15 protein-coding genes are annotated in these 17,749 nt (G+C 39.2%); 8 read left to right on the forward strand and 7 right to left on the reverse strand.

The window, feature by feature from the left end; all coding sequences use genetic code 11:
• Position 1: 1 nt before the first annotated feature.
• Together I5M19_RS05030 and I5M19_RS05035 are read right to left on the reverse strand one after the other, a co-directional pair.
• A complete protein-coding gene (locus I5M19_RS05030; RefSeq protein WP_200064797.1) occupies positions 2-685 on the reverse strand; it encodes a GDSL-type esterase/lipase family protein in 684 nt (227 codons plus the stop codon).
• Between the two features lie 128 nt (positions 686-813).
• A complete protein-coding gene (locus I5M19_RS05035) occupies positions 814-2,229 on the reverse strand; it encodes a phosphohexomutase domain-containing protein (RefSeq protein ID WP_200064800.1) in 1,416 nt (471 codons plus the stop codon).
• An 89-nt stretch (positions 2,230-2,318) separates the two neighbouring features.
• On the opposite strand from I5M19_RS05035, the gene I5M19_RS05040 reads away from it, so the two are divergent.
• From I5M19_RS05040 to I5M19_RS05060, 5 genes are all read left to right on the forward strand, one after another.
• On the forward strand, positions 2,319-3,629 hold the full coding sequence (locus I5M19_RS05040) for an aspartate kinase (RefSeq protein WP_200064803.1): 1,311 nt from the start codon (positions 2,319-2,321) through the stop codon (positions 3,627-3,629).
• Between the two features lie 81 nt (positions 3,630-3,710).
• On the forward strand, positions 3,711-4,868 hold the full coding sequence (gene lysA, locus I5M19_RS05045) for a diaminopimelate decarboxylase (protein WP_200064806.1): 1,158 nt from the start codon (positions 3,711-3,713) through the stop codon (positions 4,866-4,868).
• Between the two features lie 405 nt (positions 4,869-5,273).
• Positions 5,274-6,413 (forward strand): GAF domain-containing protein, encoded by a 1,140-nt coding sequence (locus I5M19_RS05050; protein ID WP_200064809.1) that lies wholly within the window; start codon positions 5,274-5,276, stop codon positions 6,411-6,413.
• Between the two features lie 87 nt (positions 6,414-6,500).
• On the forward strand, positions 6,501-6,695 hold the full coding sequence (locus I5M19_RS05055) for a cold-shock protein (protein ID WP_200064812.1): 195 nt from the start codon (positions 6,501-6,503) through the stop codon (positions 6,693-6,695).
• Positions 6,696-7,165: 470 nt separating this feature from the next.
• Positions 7,166-7,486, forward strand: a complete 321-nt coding sequence (locus tag I5M19_RS05060; RefSeq protein WP_200064815.1) for a YtxH domain-containing protein — start codon at positions 7,166-7,168, stop codon at positions 7,484-7,486.
• Positions 7,487-7,549: 63 nt separating this feature from the next.
• On the opposite strand, the gene I5M19_RS05065 is transcribed toward I5M19_RS05060, so the two are convergent.
• Together I5M19_RS05065 and I5M19_RS05070 are read right to left on the reverse strand one after the other, a co-directional pair.
• On the reverse strand, positions 7,550-9,427 hold the full coding sequence (locus tag I5M19_RS05065; protein WP_200064818.1) for a M1 family metallopeptidase: 1,878 nt from the start codon (positions 9,425-9,427) through the stop codon (positions 7,550-7,552).
• 233 nt (positions 9,428-9,660) lie between these two features.
• Positions 9,661-10,167 carry a DUF892 family protein gene (locus I5M19_RS05070; protein WP_200064821.1) on the reverse strand — a complete coding sequence of 169 codons (507 nt, stop codon included), beginning with the start codon at positions 10,165-10,167 and terminating at the stop codon, positions 9,661-9,663.
• Between the two features lie 145 nt (positions 10,168-10,312).
• On the opposite strand from I5M19_RS05070, the gene I5M19_RS05075 reads away from it, so the two are divergent.
• The 3 genes from I5M19_RS05075 (at position 10,313) to I5M19_RS05085 (ending at position 14,369) form a co-directional block, all read left to right on the forward strand.
• Positions 10,313-11,257: a Smr/MutS family protein gene (locus I5M19_RS05075; protein ID WP_200064823.1), complete on the forward strand. Its 945-nt coding sequence runs from the start codon at positions 10,313-10,315 to the stop codon at positions 11,255-11,257.
• Positions 11,258-11,357: 100 nt separating this feature from the next.
• Positions 11,358-13,751, forward strand: a complete 2,394-nt coding sequence (locus I5M19_RS05080) for a glycoside hydrolase family 31 protein (protein ID WP_200064825.1) — start codon at positions 11,358-11,360, stop codon at positions 13,749-13,751.
• Between the two features lie 171 nt (positions 13,752-13,922).
• Complete coding sequence (locus I5M19_RS05085) at positions 13,923-14,369, forward strand: hypothetical protein (protein WP_200064827.1); 447 nt, start codon at positions 13,923-13,925, stop codon at positions 14,367-14,369.
• A gap of 73 nt (positions 14,370-14,442) precedes the next feature.
• Here I5M19_RS05085 and I5M19_RS05090 read toward each other — a convergent pair whose 3' ends face one another.
• From I5M19_RS05090 to I5M19_RS05100, 3 genes are all read right to left on the reverse strand, one after another.
• Positions 14,443-14,871 carry an SRPBCC family protein gene (locus tag I5M19_RS05090; protein WP_200064829.1) on the reverse strand — a complete coding sequence of 143 codons (429 nt, stop codon included), beginning with the start codon at positions 14,869-14,871 and terminating at the stop codon, positions 14,443-14,445.
• A 23-nt stretch (positions 14,872-14,894) separates the two neighbouring features.
• Positions 14,895-15,203 carry an ArsR/SmtB family transcription factor gene (locus I5M19_RS05095; protein WP_200064831.1) on the reverse strand — a complete coding sequence of 103 codons (309 nt, stop codon included), beginning with the start codon at positions 15,201-15,203 and terminating at the stop codon, positions 14,895-14,897.
• A gap of 120 nt (positions 15,204-15,323) precedes the next feature.
• On the reverse strand, positions 15,324-17,684 hold the full coding sequence (locus I5M19_RS05100) for a TonB-dependent receptor (protein ID WP_200064833.1): 2,361 nt from the start codon (positions 17,682-17,684) through the stop codon (positions 15,324-15,326).
• Positions 17,685-17,749: the final 65 nt, after the last annotated feature.

The following is a 17,749-nucleotide window of genomic DNA, read 5'->3' on the forward strand; positions in this document are numbered from 1 at the left end:
TTTATAAGTATTTCATTTTTTTAAGATAGTTTACCCACACCTCGTAACCGGCCTGCCTTAAATGCAAACCTTCAACTGTATATTTTTTATCCATACGGTGATTGGCATCCATAAACACGGGGCCAAGATCAATATAGGTGTAATTTAAGGCTGTTGCATTTTTCTGTAACAGATGGTTTACGAGTGGTATATGTTCTGCTTTGTCGTAATGCTGCGGAAAACCCTGTATAGCGGGATTAATGGGTAACACGCTTTGTACGTAAATTTTGGTTGCCGGGCTTTTTTGGTGTACCCGTTTAACTATTTTAAACATATTATCGGCAATAACAGAGTCAGGGATATCCTTGCCAATATCATTTATTCCTAACAGGATAAAAAGTTTATCGGGCTGCCGGTTGGTCACATCATCAAGCCGGCGCAAGGCGCCAAAAGTAATGTCGCCGCCAATACCTCGGTTAAGCACGGTGGTATCATTCAGTAGCTTTTGCCAATTGCCGCCTTCGGTAATGCTGTTACCAAAAAAAATAATGCCGCCGTGTGTCATGGGTTGCTTGCTGAAAAACTGTAGCCTGTCAACCGTGTGCTCCGGAATAAAGGGTATGGTATCATATAGATTTTGATGAGTTGGATGATCTTGCGCCACAGCAAAAAATGGTAGCAGCACAAAAAACATTAAGTACTTCATAAATTGGTTTATTGATGGAAGCTAAAAATACAATAAAATGTACGAATAGCTAAAACGGATGCAATATGATTTATTGATCCATAAAAAAGGCCTGCCGAAGCAAGCCTTTAAATTATTTAAAACGGATGTTATTTTTGTAACAGGTCTGCTTTTACAATGTCCAATATTTTTATGGATTCGGCAGTTGAAGGTGCCTCGGCATAAACGCGTAATACAGGCTCAGTCCCCGATGGACGTATCATCACCCAGCTATCATCCTCGAAAAAGAATTTAAATCCGTCCAGATCTTCAGTTTTCACCACTTTAAGGTTACCAAAGCCGGTATATTTACCTGATTTAGCGTTGCTGATGATCTGTTGTTTTAATTCTTCGGTTACGTGCAGGTCATAACGCTCTACGGCGAACTTGCCAACTACGTCATAAATTTCCTGTACCAGATCACTTAAGCTACGGCCCGTTTTGGCCATAAACTCCCATATCATTAAGCCAATCCAAATACCGTCACGTTCAGGTATGTGGCCGTTTACAGCTATACCGCCGGATTCTTCGCCACCTACCATAAACGGATTGCCGGAATTTACAATCAGATCGCAGATATATTTAAATCCTATTTTGGTTACAGTGTTATTAAGACCGTAGGCATCGCATAATTTCTGTATCTTACTGGTACATGAGAAGGTGGAGTACACCTCGCCCTTTTCGCCTTTTACCTTATACATGTAATGTATCAGCAGCAATAATATATGGTGAGAATCAACAAACGTGCCGTTAGCGTCATATAAACCAATACGGTCGGCATCACCATCGGTAACCAAACCCGATGCAATTTCGCCTTCTGATAGTTTTATCAGTTCTTCAAACTCCTGCAGGTTGCGTTGTATCGGTTCCGGTGCCTGTCCTTCAAAACCCGGGTTATGATCGCAGTGCAGAAAGGTAATATCAGGGAAAAGACGGCGCATTACATTTTGCCCTGCACCGTACATAGCATCATAAGCCCAGTTTAATCCGCTATCGCGTATGGCAGCAATATCGAAGCTTTTTTCGGCATGTTCAACATACATATCTTCCATGTTCACAAACTCTACCAAGCCATCGGTTACATAATCGGTAACCGATTTTAATTTAAGGTCTATAGTATCAGGAATTTTAGCTTCTACTTTTTCAATATCATCCGGGGTAGCCGGGCCGCCGTAATGGGCCTTTATTTTATAACCATTGTAAGCAGGTGGGTTATGGCTTGCGGTAATTATGATACCCGCCGACGCTTCTTTACGAACTGTTGCCAATGATATCATTGGTGTTGATACGAACAGATCTTCAGCACGAAATACTTTTATCCCTTCGGATGCAAGTACGCAGGTGGTGACATCTGCAAACATGGGGCCGGCAAATCGCGGATCGCTGCCAACAACTGCTGTAGGGTTATCAAAATTTTCTTTTAGCCATAGTGCTGTCGCATAAGCTACTCTTTTAACATTTTCAACGGTAAAGTCATCGGCAATAATGGCTCTCCAGCCGTCGGTTCCAAATTTTATTTTTATCATTTTAGATATAAGTGGTTTAAAATCCTATTTTTAGCGCCTCGAATATTGATACAAGAATATCAATCATTTATGGTAAACAGAAACAAATAATGAAAGTTTTAAAATTTGGCGGAACATCGGTCGGTAGTCCCGCCCGTATGCAAAAGCTGCTGGATATAATAAATCCTTCCGAAAGGCAGATCGTAGTGCTCTCGGCAGTATCCGGAACTACCAATAGTTTAGTAGAGATCAGTCAGGCATATATGGCTGATGATAAGGTAAAAGCGGCACAACTTATCTCCATATTAAAAGAAAAATATCAGGTTTTTATAGAAGAACTATTTAATAAGCCGGAGTTTTTAGCGCAAGCGCAGGGGATCATAGATCATCATTTTTGGTTGCTGAGCAATTTAGCTAATGATCTGTTTACTTCCATAGAAGAAAAAATAATTTTAGCGCAGGGTGAGTTGCTGTCAACTACGCTGTATCATATTTATTTGAAAGAAATAGATGTTCCGTCGGTTTTACTACCCGCTCTTGATTTTATGAAGACCGATGAGGATAGCGAACCAGTTGTGGAACATATTACTAATGAACTTACACCCTTGCTTGAAAAACACCCGGACAATAACCTGTTTATAACGCAGGGTTATATTTGCCGCAACGCTTTTGGCGAAATTGATAATCTGCGTCGTGGCGGTAGCGATTACACTGCCTCGTTGATAGGGGCGGGAATAAGAGCCGAAGAAGTGCAGATATGGACTGATATTGACGGCATGCACAATAACGATCCGCGGATTGTTAGTAATACCAAACCTATTGCCCAACTGTCATTTGATGAGGCTGCCGAACTGGCTTACTTTGGCGCTAAAATACTGCACCCGCAAAGTGTTTTTCCGGCACAGCGCTATAAAATACCGGTACGTTTGTTAAATACCATGGATCCGCAGGCCGCAGGTACATTGATAACCAACACCAGCGAAACCGACAAAATAAAATCTATAGCAGCAAAGGACGGTATTACTGCCATTAAGATACAAAGCAGCCGCATGTTATTGGCTCATGGTTTTTTAAGACGGGTTTTTGAAGTATTTGAACGCTATCGTACTTCAATTGATATGATCACTACATCAGAAGTAGCTGTATCATTAACTATTGACGACACTACCTATCTGGGGGAGATATCGGCGGAGCTTGCTGCGTTTGGTTCGGTTGAGGTGGATGTTAACCATACCATCGTTTGTGTTGTGGGTGATTTTGGTGCCGAAAAACACGGTTATGCCGCGCGCGTGCTGGAATCATTGAAGCATATCCCCATTCGCATGATATCATACGGTGGCAGCGACCATAATATGTCGTTACTATTAAAAACAGAAAATAAAGTAGAAGCATTAAGAAGCCTGCACAGCAGGTTGTTTTAATTAAACAAAAGCAATATGCAAAGTAGAAGGTGGCAAAGAGTTTGCTGACTTTTGAACTTTTAATTTTGACTTATTAATACAATGTTCAATAAAGATATAACAGAACGTTTTAAAGGAATAGAAACTCCTTTTTATTATTATGATACAGATGTGTTACGCAAAACGCTTGATGCCTGCCGGGATGCGTCTGTAAAGCATGGCTTTCATGTTCATTATGCCATGAAGGCCAATTTTAACCCAAAAGTAATTGACATGGTGCAGAGTTATGGCTTTGGTGCCGATTGTGTTAGCGGAAACGAGGTTAAAGCAGCTATTGAACATGGTTTTGATAAGGGTAAGGTTGTTTTTGCGGGGGTAGGCAAATCTGACAAGGAAATAAATATGGCGCTTGATGCGGATATATTTTGTTTCAATGTGGAATCTGTGCAGGAGTTGGAGATCATTAATGATCTGGCAGCTGCCAAAAATAAAACAGCCGGTATTGCTATACGCATTAATCCGAATGTTGATGCGCACACTCATCACTTTATTACTACCGGGCTCGATGAAAATAAATTTGGTATAAACACCTGGCAATTGAATGATGTTGCCGATATGCTGCGCAAATGCGCTAACCTGCATTTTTTAGGCATTCATTTTCACATCGGTTCCCAAATAACCGATATGGAGGTTTATAAAAGTCTTTGCATTCGTATTAATGAGATGCAGGACTGGTTCGAGAATCATGGCTTTCCGGTAAAAATATTAAATACCGGCGGCGGACTCGGGGTAGATTACCATCATCCGGATACCAACGGAATTGCCGATTTTGAAAGCTATTTTGAAGTGTTTAGTAAATTCCTGCATGTAAAACCCGGTCAGGAGGTGCATTTTGAATTGGGGCGTGCCTTAGTAGCACAGTCAGCTGCATTAATATCGAGAGTGTTGTATGTGAAAAACGGACTTAAACGGAATTTTTTGATACTGGACGCGGGCATGACTGAACTTATGCGGCCCATGCTTTACCAGGCATACCATGAAATAGAAAACCTGACCCGTAACGAAAGCACGGAGCAAACCATAAAATATGATGTGGTAGGGCCGATATGCGAGAGCACAGATTGTTTCAGAAAAGACGTTGATTTACCTCAATCATACCGTGGCGATTTGATAGCAGTACGTACTGCCGGTGCTTATGGCGAAGTAATGGCATCCGGTTATAACCTGCGCGACCACGCAATGTCGGTATACTCACAATAAAGCTAAATGTTATTTATGGGAATTTAATCACTAAAAAACTGCCCTGCTATTTTTATCCGTATATACTGTATACTTTCAGGATACTTGTAATTTATTGTCGGTAAAATATAGCTAAAAAGTATGATACGGTATTATGGTTTATATTGTATCTGGTGGTTTTAGCAAAGCCCTTTAGCATTTGCTTAGGGCTTTTTTGCAATATTCAACTTTTTTAAACTTCCCCTGATTATTTTTTCGTCTGATTTTGTAACATATTATTTACTCACAAACCGAGTTTATTTATGTTACGTATTTCGAGTAATATTATCTATATTTAATAATAATTATCGTTAATATTAATTAATTAAACATTTAGTGTTTAATTAAGGTGTTAAATAATAATCTATTCCTTATAATCACAACATAATGCACTATACTGAGCAAGACCGTATTAATACTGTCAATAAATACATTAAACTTGACGCCGGTATAGAAAACGACCTTGATGAAATAGTTGAGCTTATCTCTGAAATATGCGGAACCCCCGTTGCATTAATTACACTTCTTGACGATACTACACAATGGTTTAAAGCTGCTATAGGTACTGATGTTAAATGTACAGACAGAGAAGTGTCTTTTTGTAATGGCACCATTAAGCAAGACCAGGTATTGATCATCCCTGATCTTTTGCTTGATAAACAACATTGTAACAATCCTTTAGTTATTAACGAGCCCCATGTAAGGTTTTACGCAGGGGCACCCCTTATTACTAAAGAAGGGCATGCCATAGGCAGTTTGTGCGTGGTTGATATGCTGCCCCGAAATATTAACGAAAAACAAAAAAAATCACTTAAAACCTTAGCCCGGCAGGTGGTTAATCTGATGGAGTTGAACTGGAGCCTAACCACTCTTGATGAAAAGCATAAAAAAGAACAGGAACACGCTTTAACAATAAGTGAATCAGAACTGAAGCTTAAAGCTGTTTTTGATAGTACCGAAGATACTCACATATTAATTAATAAAGAATGTGAAATAATTGCTTTTAACCGCTCGGCAGAGGTGTTTATTTATAATAATTACCGCCAGCAGATCAGGGAAGGAGATAGCATTTTTGATTACACAGAACCGGCAATGTTAAGGCAGTTTAAAAAATATATTAATATTGCCTTTACCGGCAGAGCCATTAAACGCGAATGGCAGTTAATGGCAGGCACCGCGCTGGAATGCTGGAAGATAACCTCGTTTATACCGGTTAAAAACAATGATGGTGAAGTTATTGGCGTATCTTTGAACTCCGCAGACGTAACGCATCGTAAAAAGCAGGAAGAATATATTAAAATACAGAATGCAGCATTGCAGCGCATAGCTATTATACAATCGCATGAGTTGCGCAGGCCGGTTGCTTCTTTATTAGGAATAATGGATTTACTGCGGATGGAAAAAATTAACTTCAGTTATTTTGATATGATGGAAGTTACCGTTAACGAACTGGATAGAAAGATACGCGGCATTGTTAAAGATTCTGAAGATACTTTGCACAGAAATCATCTGTCAATAGTTGCTTAAAACACTCAGTTGTAACTTTTTTGAAATTTTGAATTTGCGTAATTGCCGATTATTATGCCTACCTTGCGGCCTTTAATAATTAAAATAATGCAAAAAGAAGGAACAGTAAAATTTTTCAATGAAACAAAAGGGTTTGGTTTTATTACACCTGATGGTGGTGGCCAGGACGTATTTGTTCATTCAACAGGCCTGATCGATGAGATCCGTGAAAATGATAAAGTTGAGTTTGAAGTAGAAAACGGAAGAAAAGGCTTAAACGCAGTAAACGTAAAAGTTGTTTAATATATAAATATTATTAACCATTAAGCGTACAAGGCATTCACCAGGCGGTGGATGCCTTTTTTTATCCGGATTAACCGTTGCCGCTTAGCCAGAAAATTGCCGAAGCAAATACTACCAACGCTATTAATAATGCAATCAGTGTATTCAATAAATAAAAGGTGTATATTCTTTGCTTGCTTTTTACCTCACTGTAGGGTATAAACTTATATTTAATAACTAAGAGTAATATGATAAAAATAAAAGTTATCAAATAAAACTCTTTTCTGAAATGTAACGATTGTAATTTATTCTCAATATTGTATATATCCATATAGCATAGCTGATCTCCGGGATGCCCCGGCACGTAAATGCTTTTTTAACATAATATAATGGTTATATGTTTAAGTTAATGATATTTCAAAATAGTTTAAACAGTGTGGTATATAATTTGTTACTCTAATACAAAATCATCTACTAAAAAGTAAAACATTATGAAAGATCAATCAAAAATTATAGCGGCACTTTTAGTGGGTGCTGCAGCGGGTGCTGCATTAGGTTTATTGTTAGCTCCGGAAAAAGGTGGCGAGTTAAGAGACGATATTGCTGATTATGTAAACGATCTGGTGTCGGCCGCTAAAACTAAGGCTCAGGAGACTGCCGAGAATATTAAAGAATACAGCAATAGCAAAGTTGATTCAGTTAAATCAAGATTTTCAGGAGCAGTTAGCGACGCTGATGACGCGTTAGGTGAAGCAAAAGCCAAAGCAAAAAATGCCTCTGCTGATTTAAACAGCGCGGTACAGAACGCTTAATTTATTATAAAATAAAAATCCCCCGGAATTTAAATATTCGGGGGATTTTTTTTGCCTGAATTTTTATTTAGCAGTCCAGGTATTATTGCTGGTATCTGCGTCCATAAAAATGCCTCCGTCAAGCGTTACGGATTTTATAGTTTTATTTGTTTTAATATTCACAGTAATTGCTTTTTGGTTGGTTTCCCATACGGCTGGAGTTTGGTGTAGTGTTAGGGTTGAACCATCTGCATAAGTTAAAATTACATCAAAAGGTACAGCAAACCCTCCTATATTTTGTACATTTATACCGTACCCAACCTTATTTTTAACCGGGCCTTGTACAGCAAGGTCAATATAATAATTGGTGAAGAACCAATTGTTAAAGAACCAGTTCAAATTTTTACCGGATACATTGCTCATTGAATTAAAGTAATCCCACGGAATTGGATGTTTACCATGCCATCTGTCCATGTATCCATGCAAGGCTTTTTTAAACAGATCATCTCCAAGCATATCTTTTAACGCAAGGTAGCTTAATGATGGCTTACCGTAAGCATTGTTGCCATAGCCGGCTCTTTGCTCGCTTGACGGGGTAATAATAGGCAGATCCTCCGCCGTAGCAGCGTCATGTATCCATCGGTTAACCCGGAATTGTTTGTAAAAATTAGCGGCGTTTTTCTCTCCTTTTTCAGCAATACCGATAAGGTATTCCAGGGTTGTTGCCCAACCTTCATCCATAAAGGCGTAACGACTTTCATTTATACCCATATAAAAGGGGAAGTAGGTGTGGGCTATTTCATGGTCCTGTACTAACTGGGCAAAGCCTAAATTACCAACATCGCTGTCATTAACCATCATCGGGTATTCCATATCTGCAAAACCCTGGAAAGCTGTCATTTTAGGGAAAGGGTAGGGTACACCCGGCCAGTTATTTGAGAACCACCCCAATGCGTTCCTGCTAAACTGTACCGAGCTGTGAAAATCTTTTGATTTATCTAAAAACGCTGCCTGCACACTTGCGCGTCTGTTGGTGTTTTTATCAACAATAACACTTGCTGCATCCCAAACGTAATGGTCACTTATGCCAACAGCCATATCACTGATGTCATTAGCCGTCCACACCCAGGTATTCATATCATTTTGGGCAGTTACACTTTTAGTTGCCAGGTCTTCGGTTGTAGCAATATGAATGGTGGAATCACTCGTCATTGAACGTTGCAAGCGTTTAGCATATTCCGGCTGTAAAACTTTTTCGGGATTCTGCAAGGTGCCTGTGGCCCAAACTATATAGTTTTTTGGTACGGTTACCTTTAGCGTGTAATCGTTAAAATCATTATAGAATTCCTGGGCATCAACAAAGGCTAATTGATCCCAGCCATTGTAATCGTCGTAAACAGATACCCGAGGGTAAAAATAAGCAAGGTAGTAAGTAGTAGAATCTATCATACCTTCCCGGCCACTTTGTTTTGATACCTCAAAATGCCATGTAATATCCATTTTAACAGAATCATGCGGCATTAATGGAGTAGATAACCTTACAGATTGGTTAGTGGACGAGTTTGTTTTATTGTTCCAGTTTATCTTTTTATCACCAACCATAAAATTATCTATCTGTACACCGTCAGTTAAATAATCTTCACCTGCAGTACCAGCACGTGCGGCACCCGGGCGGTGTATGTTTAATATCAATTTCATATTCAGCCTGTTGAGGGTATCGGGGCTGTTATTAATGTAGGTTATTTGCTCGGTGCCTTTTACCGTACGACCTGGTGGGGTTGCGGTAACGGAGATATTATACCGGCCGTAATTTTGCCAGTATTTTGGGCCGGGTTTTCCGTCTAAGGCTCGCGTGCCATTTTTATACGCCTGCTTAATATCACGTGGCATATACAAACTCTGTGCTTGTAGTTGCAGCAAAAACAGGCTGCATATTGCGGTTAATAGTATTGATTTTAACATCTTTAATTTTATGATTTAATAAATGTATTTGGGTAAAGCGTGCAAATTAAAAATTTAATAACTAAATAGGTTGCTATCAAAGTAAACGAATTGTTACAAAGAGTTTGGCGTGATAACTTGCCTTCCTGACATTATTTTTTTTTATTTGCTTATAGTTATTTTAGTAGGGGTATTAAATAACTCTATAAAGCCGGGCAATTTGTCCGGTTTTGTTGTTTGTAGCCAGTTATATATTAATCGGTCGTAATATATTCCTTTGCAATAAGGGCAAATAATTTATCATTCTCCTTTGCCTCGTCAAAATTTTCTATCAATAATTGCTTAACATCGGCCAGTTCTAACATTGATGCTATCATAATAAGCATCCGGAATGAAGTGATATTTACATGCTCAAGCAATTGTACATACAGCATCAGATCAAGGTCATTTAAAACGGGAATAGTTTGGTTTTCATCCAGGCAAAATTCGTCTTTAATTATTGATTTGATAGGATTACAATCGTCATTTACCGGCTTTTCATCAATTAAAGTGTAGATTTCCTCCATCCGCTCTATTTGCTTTTTTACGTCCTCACCAAATTCGTTTATAGCTAATTGTAATCCTTTAAAGGAAGCCAGAGATTTTAAATGCGCAATATTTTTATATAAAAAACATTTACCGTTATATATCCGGTGCAGATGATGTAAAAAGATATTTTTCAAAAAAACATTATCGGGCGGCGGAGGGGTCAAGGCTGTCATTTTTTCTACGTTGTTTAAATTGCTTTGGGGGAGCAAAAATTCTAAATCTATTTGAAATTATAAAAAAAGAATTGCTACGTAAATGTAAGTTTAATTATCCTGTTTATTCTATATTAATAACTTTACAACTTATTTATTTGATCATATGAAATATAAATTGGGTGATTTTGTACGCTTTGTTGACGAGAAAATGGAGGGATATGTAACCCGCATTATTGATGAACAAATGATTGGAGTTACTACTGAGGATGATTTTGAGATCCCGGTATTAGCAAGTAAAGTAACCTCTGTTCACGGGCAAAGTAAGGTAGTAGGCGACGAAGAACCTGAAGAGCTAACACACATACCTGCTGCGGAGTTTAAAGCTAATGGTGTACACGTGGCTGTTGTTAGCGATGCTAATATAGGTGCCCTGGTGCATTTATATATAATTAACCAAACATCTTACCAATTGCTTGCATCGGTAACGGCCGAGGAACAGAAGCATTATAAAGGGTTATTTGCCGGTTTGATAGAGGCAAACTCATTAGCAAAAATTCACTCCGCTAAACTATCCGATCTGCAATTATGGCCAAAATTTGAATTTCAAATATTATTTCACTCCAAGCACAATCATCCTTTAAAAAAGCCGCTTACAGTTCGTGAACAATTTAAAGCCAAAGATTTTGCAGGTGCTAAAACGCAGATTCCCTTTTTAAAACAACAGGGCTGGCTTATACAACTTGATGAACCGGAACTGATAATTGACGCCGAAAAACTAAAAGAAAGTTTTTTTAAACCAGCCGAAGAAAAACTGGAAGTAAAAAAGCCGGCTGCAGAAATAGACCTGCATATTGAAAAACTGCGCGATGATTACCAGTTTTTAACCAGTAGCGAAATCCTGAATATACAGCTATCTAACTTTAAAAATGAACTGGATGCTGCCATTGTTCACCAAATGCCTGACATTACCTTTATACATGGTACAGGCAACGGAATACTAAAACATGAATTACATAAGCGCTTAAGCAAACACCCTAAAGTGCAAACCTTTATGGATGCCCAAAAGGAGAAATTTGGTTATGGAGCAACAAAAGTAATATTGAAATAGCTGTACTAAATAAATATCCTACAGCATAAATGTTTAATTGACATATAAATTATCGGGCACGATCCGTATATTTAAAATGTATTAACCAATTAATCCATTTATGCTGAAATATATTTTAAGCGTTAGAATATTTGCTATCGCTATTTTAAGCCTCTGTTGTTCGGGCTTGGCAAACGCAGGTATCATATCATTTACTACCACTCCTAAAAGTGTATTGTTTAAACTGAATAAAGGCCTGATGCAGATAAATATATGCAGAGCTGATATTATCGAAGTGAAATACACCATATTAGATGCTTTTCAGGATAAGGAATCGCTCGTTGTAAGTAATAAATGGCCGCAATCAGTTCCATACTCCGCTATTGATGGTAAAACCGAGGTGATTATTACTACAGGCAAATTAAAGATCACCGTAAACAAGGCAACAAACGCTATAACATATGCTGATTTAAAAGGCAGGGTAATTACCGCGGAAGATAGTGCGAATAAAAGCATGACCCCGGCTACCATCGCAGGCATTGATACTTATAATTGTACTACACAATTTACCTCTCCTGCTGATGAAGCTTTATATGGTTTAGGTTGCCACCCGCTTGATTCTTTATCCATTAACTACAAGGGCCGCGATCAGGATCTGGCCATAAGATATCTTACAGGAGCTATCCCTGTTTTACTTTCGACCAAAGGTTATGGCTTAATGTGGGATAATTACTCGGCATCCAACTTTTATGGAGCCGTAGATGGTGACACCAAATTCAAATACGTATCCGAAAGCGGTAAGCAGGTAGACTACTATTTTTTTTACGGCCCCGATTTTGATCAGATCATAAATTTATATCGTACTGCTACCGGAACCGCGCCTATGTTTGGTAAATGGGCGTTCGGTTTATTTCAATCTCAGGACAGGTATTTGAGCGAGAAAGAGGTGCTATCCGTAAAGGATAATTACCGCGATAACCACATACCGGTTGATGTTATTGTTCAGGATTGGTATTACTGGGATCCTCTGCCTATCGGCTCGCATGTGATGCAGCCGCAACGCTACCCACATCCAAAACAAATGGTTGATGAACTGCATAAAGCCAATTTACACGCTATGATATCTATATGGCCGGTATTTGGCAAAGGCACACCAAACTATGATGCGTTAAAAAAAATAGGAGGATTGACCAGCATCACCTGGGATAATGTGGTTACACATACCTTTGATACTTATTACGATGCCCATAATCCGGCTGCCCGTGAATTATACTGGGATCAGGCGCGCGATAGTTTGATTAAACGAGATGGTTGGGATGCATGGTGGATAGATCAATGCGAACCGGATAACGGCTCCTTGCTTGATGAGCGTCGTAAAGCCGATTTTTATACAGGTAAGGGGATAGATTATTTTAACACTTACTCTTTAGAACATACCACAGGCGTTTACAAAGGCTGGCGCAGGGATATTCCCGGTAAAAGGGCATTCTTTTTAGTAAGACAGTCTTTTGCAGGCGAACAGCGGAATGCCTCGGTTTTATGGTCGTCAGATATAGAATGTACGTTCGCTGATTTTAAGAATCAGGTGCCGCAGGGGATAAATGCATGCGCGTCAGGTATCCCTTACTGGACATCCGACATCGGTGGTTACCATTATCACTGGACCGCTCCCGATTGGTCTAAACCTGAATTCAGGGAGTTATTTACCCGCTGGTTTCAATTCGGGGCCTTTAGCCCGATATTCCGCATACACGGTAAAGGTGAGCGCGCGTTGTTCTCTAACAACTGGGACGATAAAACCAAAGACATATTGCTGAATTTCGACAAACTGCGTTACCGTTTACTACCCTATATATATTCGCTTGCAGGCCGTGTAACTACCGAAAATTATACCATAATGCGCGCGCTTACATTCGATTTCAGGAACGACCCGAATGTTTACAATATTCCTGATCAGTATATGTTTGGCCCTGCATTTTTAGTAAATCCTGTTACAGAGCAATTATATACAGGTACTGACGCCGATAAAAAAGTAAAAACACGGGAAGTTTATTTGCCTGCTAAAACAAAGTGGTATAACTTCTGGACGGGAGAGGTAAAAAATGGTGGCCAAAAACTTGCGGTTGATGTACCAATGGATATCATGCCTTTGTATGTAAGGGCAGGATCTATTGTACCAATGGGGCCGATAATGGAATATGCTACAGAAATACCTGCTGACCTCATCGAATTACGTATATATCCCGGTGCCGATGGCGAATTCACTTACTACGAGGATGAGAATGATAACTATAACTATGAAAAAGGCATGCGGGCCACTTTTACCTTAAACTGGGATAACAGCAAAAAGCAATTGACCATATCAGATACACATGGCAGCTTCACGGGAATGTTAAAAAAATATACGTTTAATATTGTTATGGTTGATGGCATGCATGGTTCTGATACCGGAAATACTATAAAAGCAGACAAAACGGTAATTTATACAGGTAAAAAAATGACGGTGAAAATGTAGTGGGTGAAAGCGTTTTAGCTAAAGGAGATTATTAATATTAACTTTTTTACCCGGTTCATTAAAATGGGCCGGGTTTTTGTTTAACTTTTATTGCGTTTAATTTATAAAACTTATAATATGTGAAATTAATACTCTTAACAGTTAATTAAGTAAACCATTAAATAAATTAAAATGAAAAAGTTAAGTTTAATTTTGGCGATCGGAGTAGCATTTGCTATTGAATATGCCCAAGCAAAGAGTAATAATATTACGCCAATAAGCGCTTATGTGCAAGCAGGAAATGATACTATTCCAGCAAAGCCGGTTAAGAAAAAACCGACTAACCCAACAAATCCTACTTATCCAACAACGCCAACAAATCCAACTACACCAACAACGCCCACACCAGATACACCGGTGATGCCTACGGTGCCTACAACACCAACAACACCAACAACACCAAGTTATCCAACAACGCCAACAGTTCCGCCGGCACCAACAATGCCTACAACACCAACTACACCTACAACGCCGCCAAATCCGGCAGTGCCCGCAACTCCGGTGCCGCCTACATCACATCCGGTAACACCATCGCCTGTAGGTAAGCCTGCAGTACCGGCAACTGTGCCTGATAAATAAATATTAGTTGTAATATTATATAAATAACATAGCTCCGTGTTAAATATACACGGAGCTATTTTTTTAATAAGCCTTATTCCTGCTCCACAAAATTCTTTAAGCTGATACCCAATATATGATTCCAACCCTGTGAGAAACTCGAAGTCGCAAAATCCGGATGTTTCGGGAAACTATGTAACCCTGTGTGCGTAATTTTAACCAATGTTTTATCACCGTCAGGGAAAAGCTCAAAACTCACTTCCGATATGCCTTCATATCCATCATATGCCCACGTATAACTCAATTTCTTTTCATGTTCAACAGCGGTTATACGGCAGTTATGTTTGTATTTTTCACCTTCACGGCCTTGTCCAAAAAAACTGAATTCAAAGCCAACCTTAGCTTCAAAATTTTCCAGTTTAAAATACCATTGCTTCATTTTTTCGTTATCTGTAAGCGCTTCCCAAACTTTATCTACAGGAGCGTTTAAAACCCTTTCAACAATTAGTGGTTGTGTTTCCATTTTTAAATAGTTTATAGTTTTATTTATTCCTTATCCAAAAAATCTTCCAGCGCATCTAGTTTGCTATTCCAAAAACGTTTGTACTGCTCTGCCCAGTTAACTACCTGTTCTAACTTTTTCAGATTAGCCCGGCAATACCTGTCACGACCCTGTTGATTGATAACAACAAGGCCACATTCAGTTAGTATGCGTATGTGCTTGGAAACCGCAGGTCTGCTGATGTCAAAATTATCAGCCACTGCATTCAGATTCATTTGCTTACCCGACAGTAAATTTATTATTTCCCGTCGGGTAGGATCGGCAATTGCCTGGAATACATCGCGTCTTGTCATATATGTGAAACCTTTCGGTTACAAATATATAGGTAACCATACGGTTTCGCAAATGTATTTAAAAGAAATTCGGGGAAAAATTAAGGGAGGAGATAAGAGGTTCCCTCCCTTAAAGTTCACTTAAAAATTAGTCCTTAAAGTAACACCATAAGTTTTTGGGTTGCCTAAGTGGGCTGCTCCGAAATCATAAGCATAGTCTATATAATGTTTATTAGTTAGATTGCTTGCCCATATGTAGGCTTCATAACGCGAAGTACTTACCCCCAATTTGGCGTTAAAAATACTGTATGCATTTTGCTTGATCTGGTTGGCCAGGTCAAAATACTGATCGCCTAAATATTTCCACTCGCCGCGTGCAATAAGTTTAGTGTTTTCGCTGTTGGCAATGGCGTAATTGTATTGCAAGGCCAACAGAGAGGTAACATCTGGTGTATAAACCTGGTGGTTGCCCTTTAAGTTTAAAACAGCACCGTTCGAGGCAACTTGCAGATCGGTATAGCGGGCATGTGTATAACCCAAATTGTAAGCAACATCTAACCCTTTTAAAACAGTGGCGGCAAGTTCAAATTCTGCACCCTTGCTTTTTAACTTACCAGCGTTGCGCGTTACGGTGATGGCATCAGGCAAAATTAAGGTAGGTACCTGCGCATTGTTTATTGCTACGTAAAACAGTGCAAGATTAATACGTAGTTTATTGTTAAACAAGGTATTTTTTGATCCTAATTCGTAGTTGTTACTATATTCGGGCTTGTAGGAAAACAGAGGAGGCTGCGATGGATCTGATGATAATTGGCTTATGCCACCTGCTCTAAAGCCTCTGCTATAAGTTGCGTATAAATTGTTTGCTGATGACGCATGATAGGCTACACTAAATTTGGGACTTAAAGCATTAAAATTTGCAGTTGACGAGGTGTCGGGCTGGGTGGTAATAGCATCTTGTCCGTTGGGCTGAAACTCGCCTTTAATTTGTTCCTTCTTGTGTTCATGATCGTAACGTAAACCTGCTGTTATGTCCCATTGGGGGTTAATAGAATAAGTTAACTGGCCAAATGCCGCTACACCATAATTACGTTCAATATTTGTATTTATACTCGTAAAATCGGTTAGGGGAGAGCCTACCGCAGCAGCGTCATCACCAAAATAAGTACCAACCTTGCTTGGGCTGTAACGGTAAAATCCGTATAAACCGGTGGTCCATTTAATGGAAGAGGACGTAGACGCCGGCGATGAAAAACGGAACTCTTGCGTACCTACCTGTACTTTATTGTATTGATTGCCGTAGTTGTTCACTAAAGATACCGCGTCAATTGGTGAGAAATCACCATCAATAGGAGTGGTATAATAACGGTAATTATCCTGATATGAACTGCTGGAAGTGAAATTAAAGCCTTGGCCGGTATAATTAGCCGATAACGATGTATTAAGGATGTTGTCCACCATTTTGGTGGTTGCATTTTGGTTTACCACAAAAGGGGATGAGATGGCATCATCCGGACTGGGTGAAAGCGCGAACGGGCCATTGTTGCGGTTGGCGTAGTTTTTTACATTCAGGGTTAGTGAAAATTTTTGGCTGGCCAAGTACTTTAAATAATAATTTCCTAAAAAATAATGCTGCTTATCAAAGTTAGTGTTGTTAAAATCGTTATGATAGAAACCATCAAATCCTGAGTAAATTCCGGCTACGCCCAAAAATAATTTGTCTTTTATCAAAGGTGTGCTTATGCCAAAGCTATACCGCTGCTGACTATAATTACCTGTACTTACTTCAGCGAATCCGGATGTTATGTTTGAAGGTTGTTTGGTAATTACATTTATCACTCCACCCATTGCATTGCGCCCGTAAAGTGTTCCCTGTGGCCCGCGTAAAACTTCTATACGTTCAACGTCAAAAAGCTGGGGGATATAAGTATCCAGGCTGAACTGGTTAACACCGTCGACATACGTGGCAACAGCAGGATCGTACGATGTGGTAGCTACGCCTCTTATGCCTGTCACATTCCGGTTATCGCCCGGCCCGGCAGAATACAGATTTGGGACTATTGCTGTTATATCCTTAAGATTCCGCAAGTTATAGGCCTGTACTTGTTTAGCTGATAAGGTAGAAATACTAAAGGGTACTTTTTGTACATCTTCTTCCGTTTTCTGCGCGGTCACAACTACCTCATCCAACTGATTGTTGGCATCGTTTAACTTAATGCTGATATTTATGTCTTCCCCGGATATCGTCAACCTTTGATTAACAGATGCATACCCTACATTACTTACATGTAGTATATAATTCCCTGTGGGTATGTTGTTAAAATGGAAGCGCCCATCAGTACCTGTAACTGTGCTGTAATTGGTATTAAGCAAACTTACCGTAGATGAATTAACCGGGTTTGATTGTGAATTGATTATGGTGCCGGAAAGGGTAGACGTAACTTGAGAAAAAGCTTGTGAGCATACAGCCAGAAGAAACAGGAGCGGGAACAGTTTTTTCATTTATTGCAGATGGAAATTTAATTTTGATTAATCAGATAAAATAAAAGGTGAATATGATATTAATC

Origin of the sequence: Mucilaginibacter segetis (assembly GCF_016522075.1) — a bacterium.
GTDB classification, from domain to species: Bacteria; Bacteroidota; Bacteroidia; order Sphingobacteriales; family Sphingobacteriaceae; genus Mucilaginibacter; species Mucilaginibacter segetis.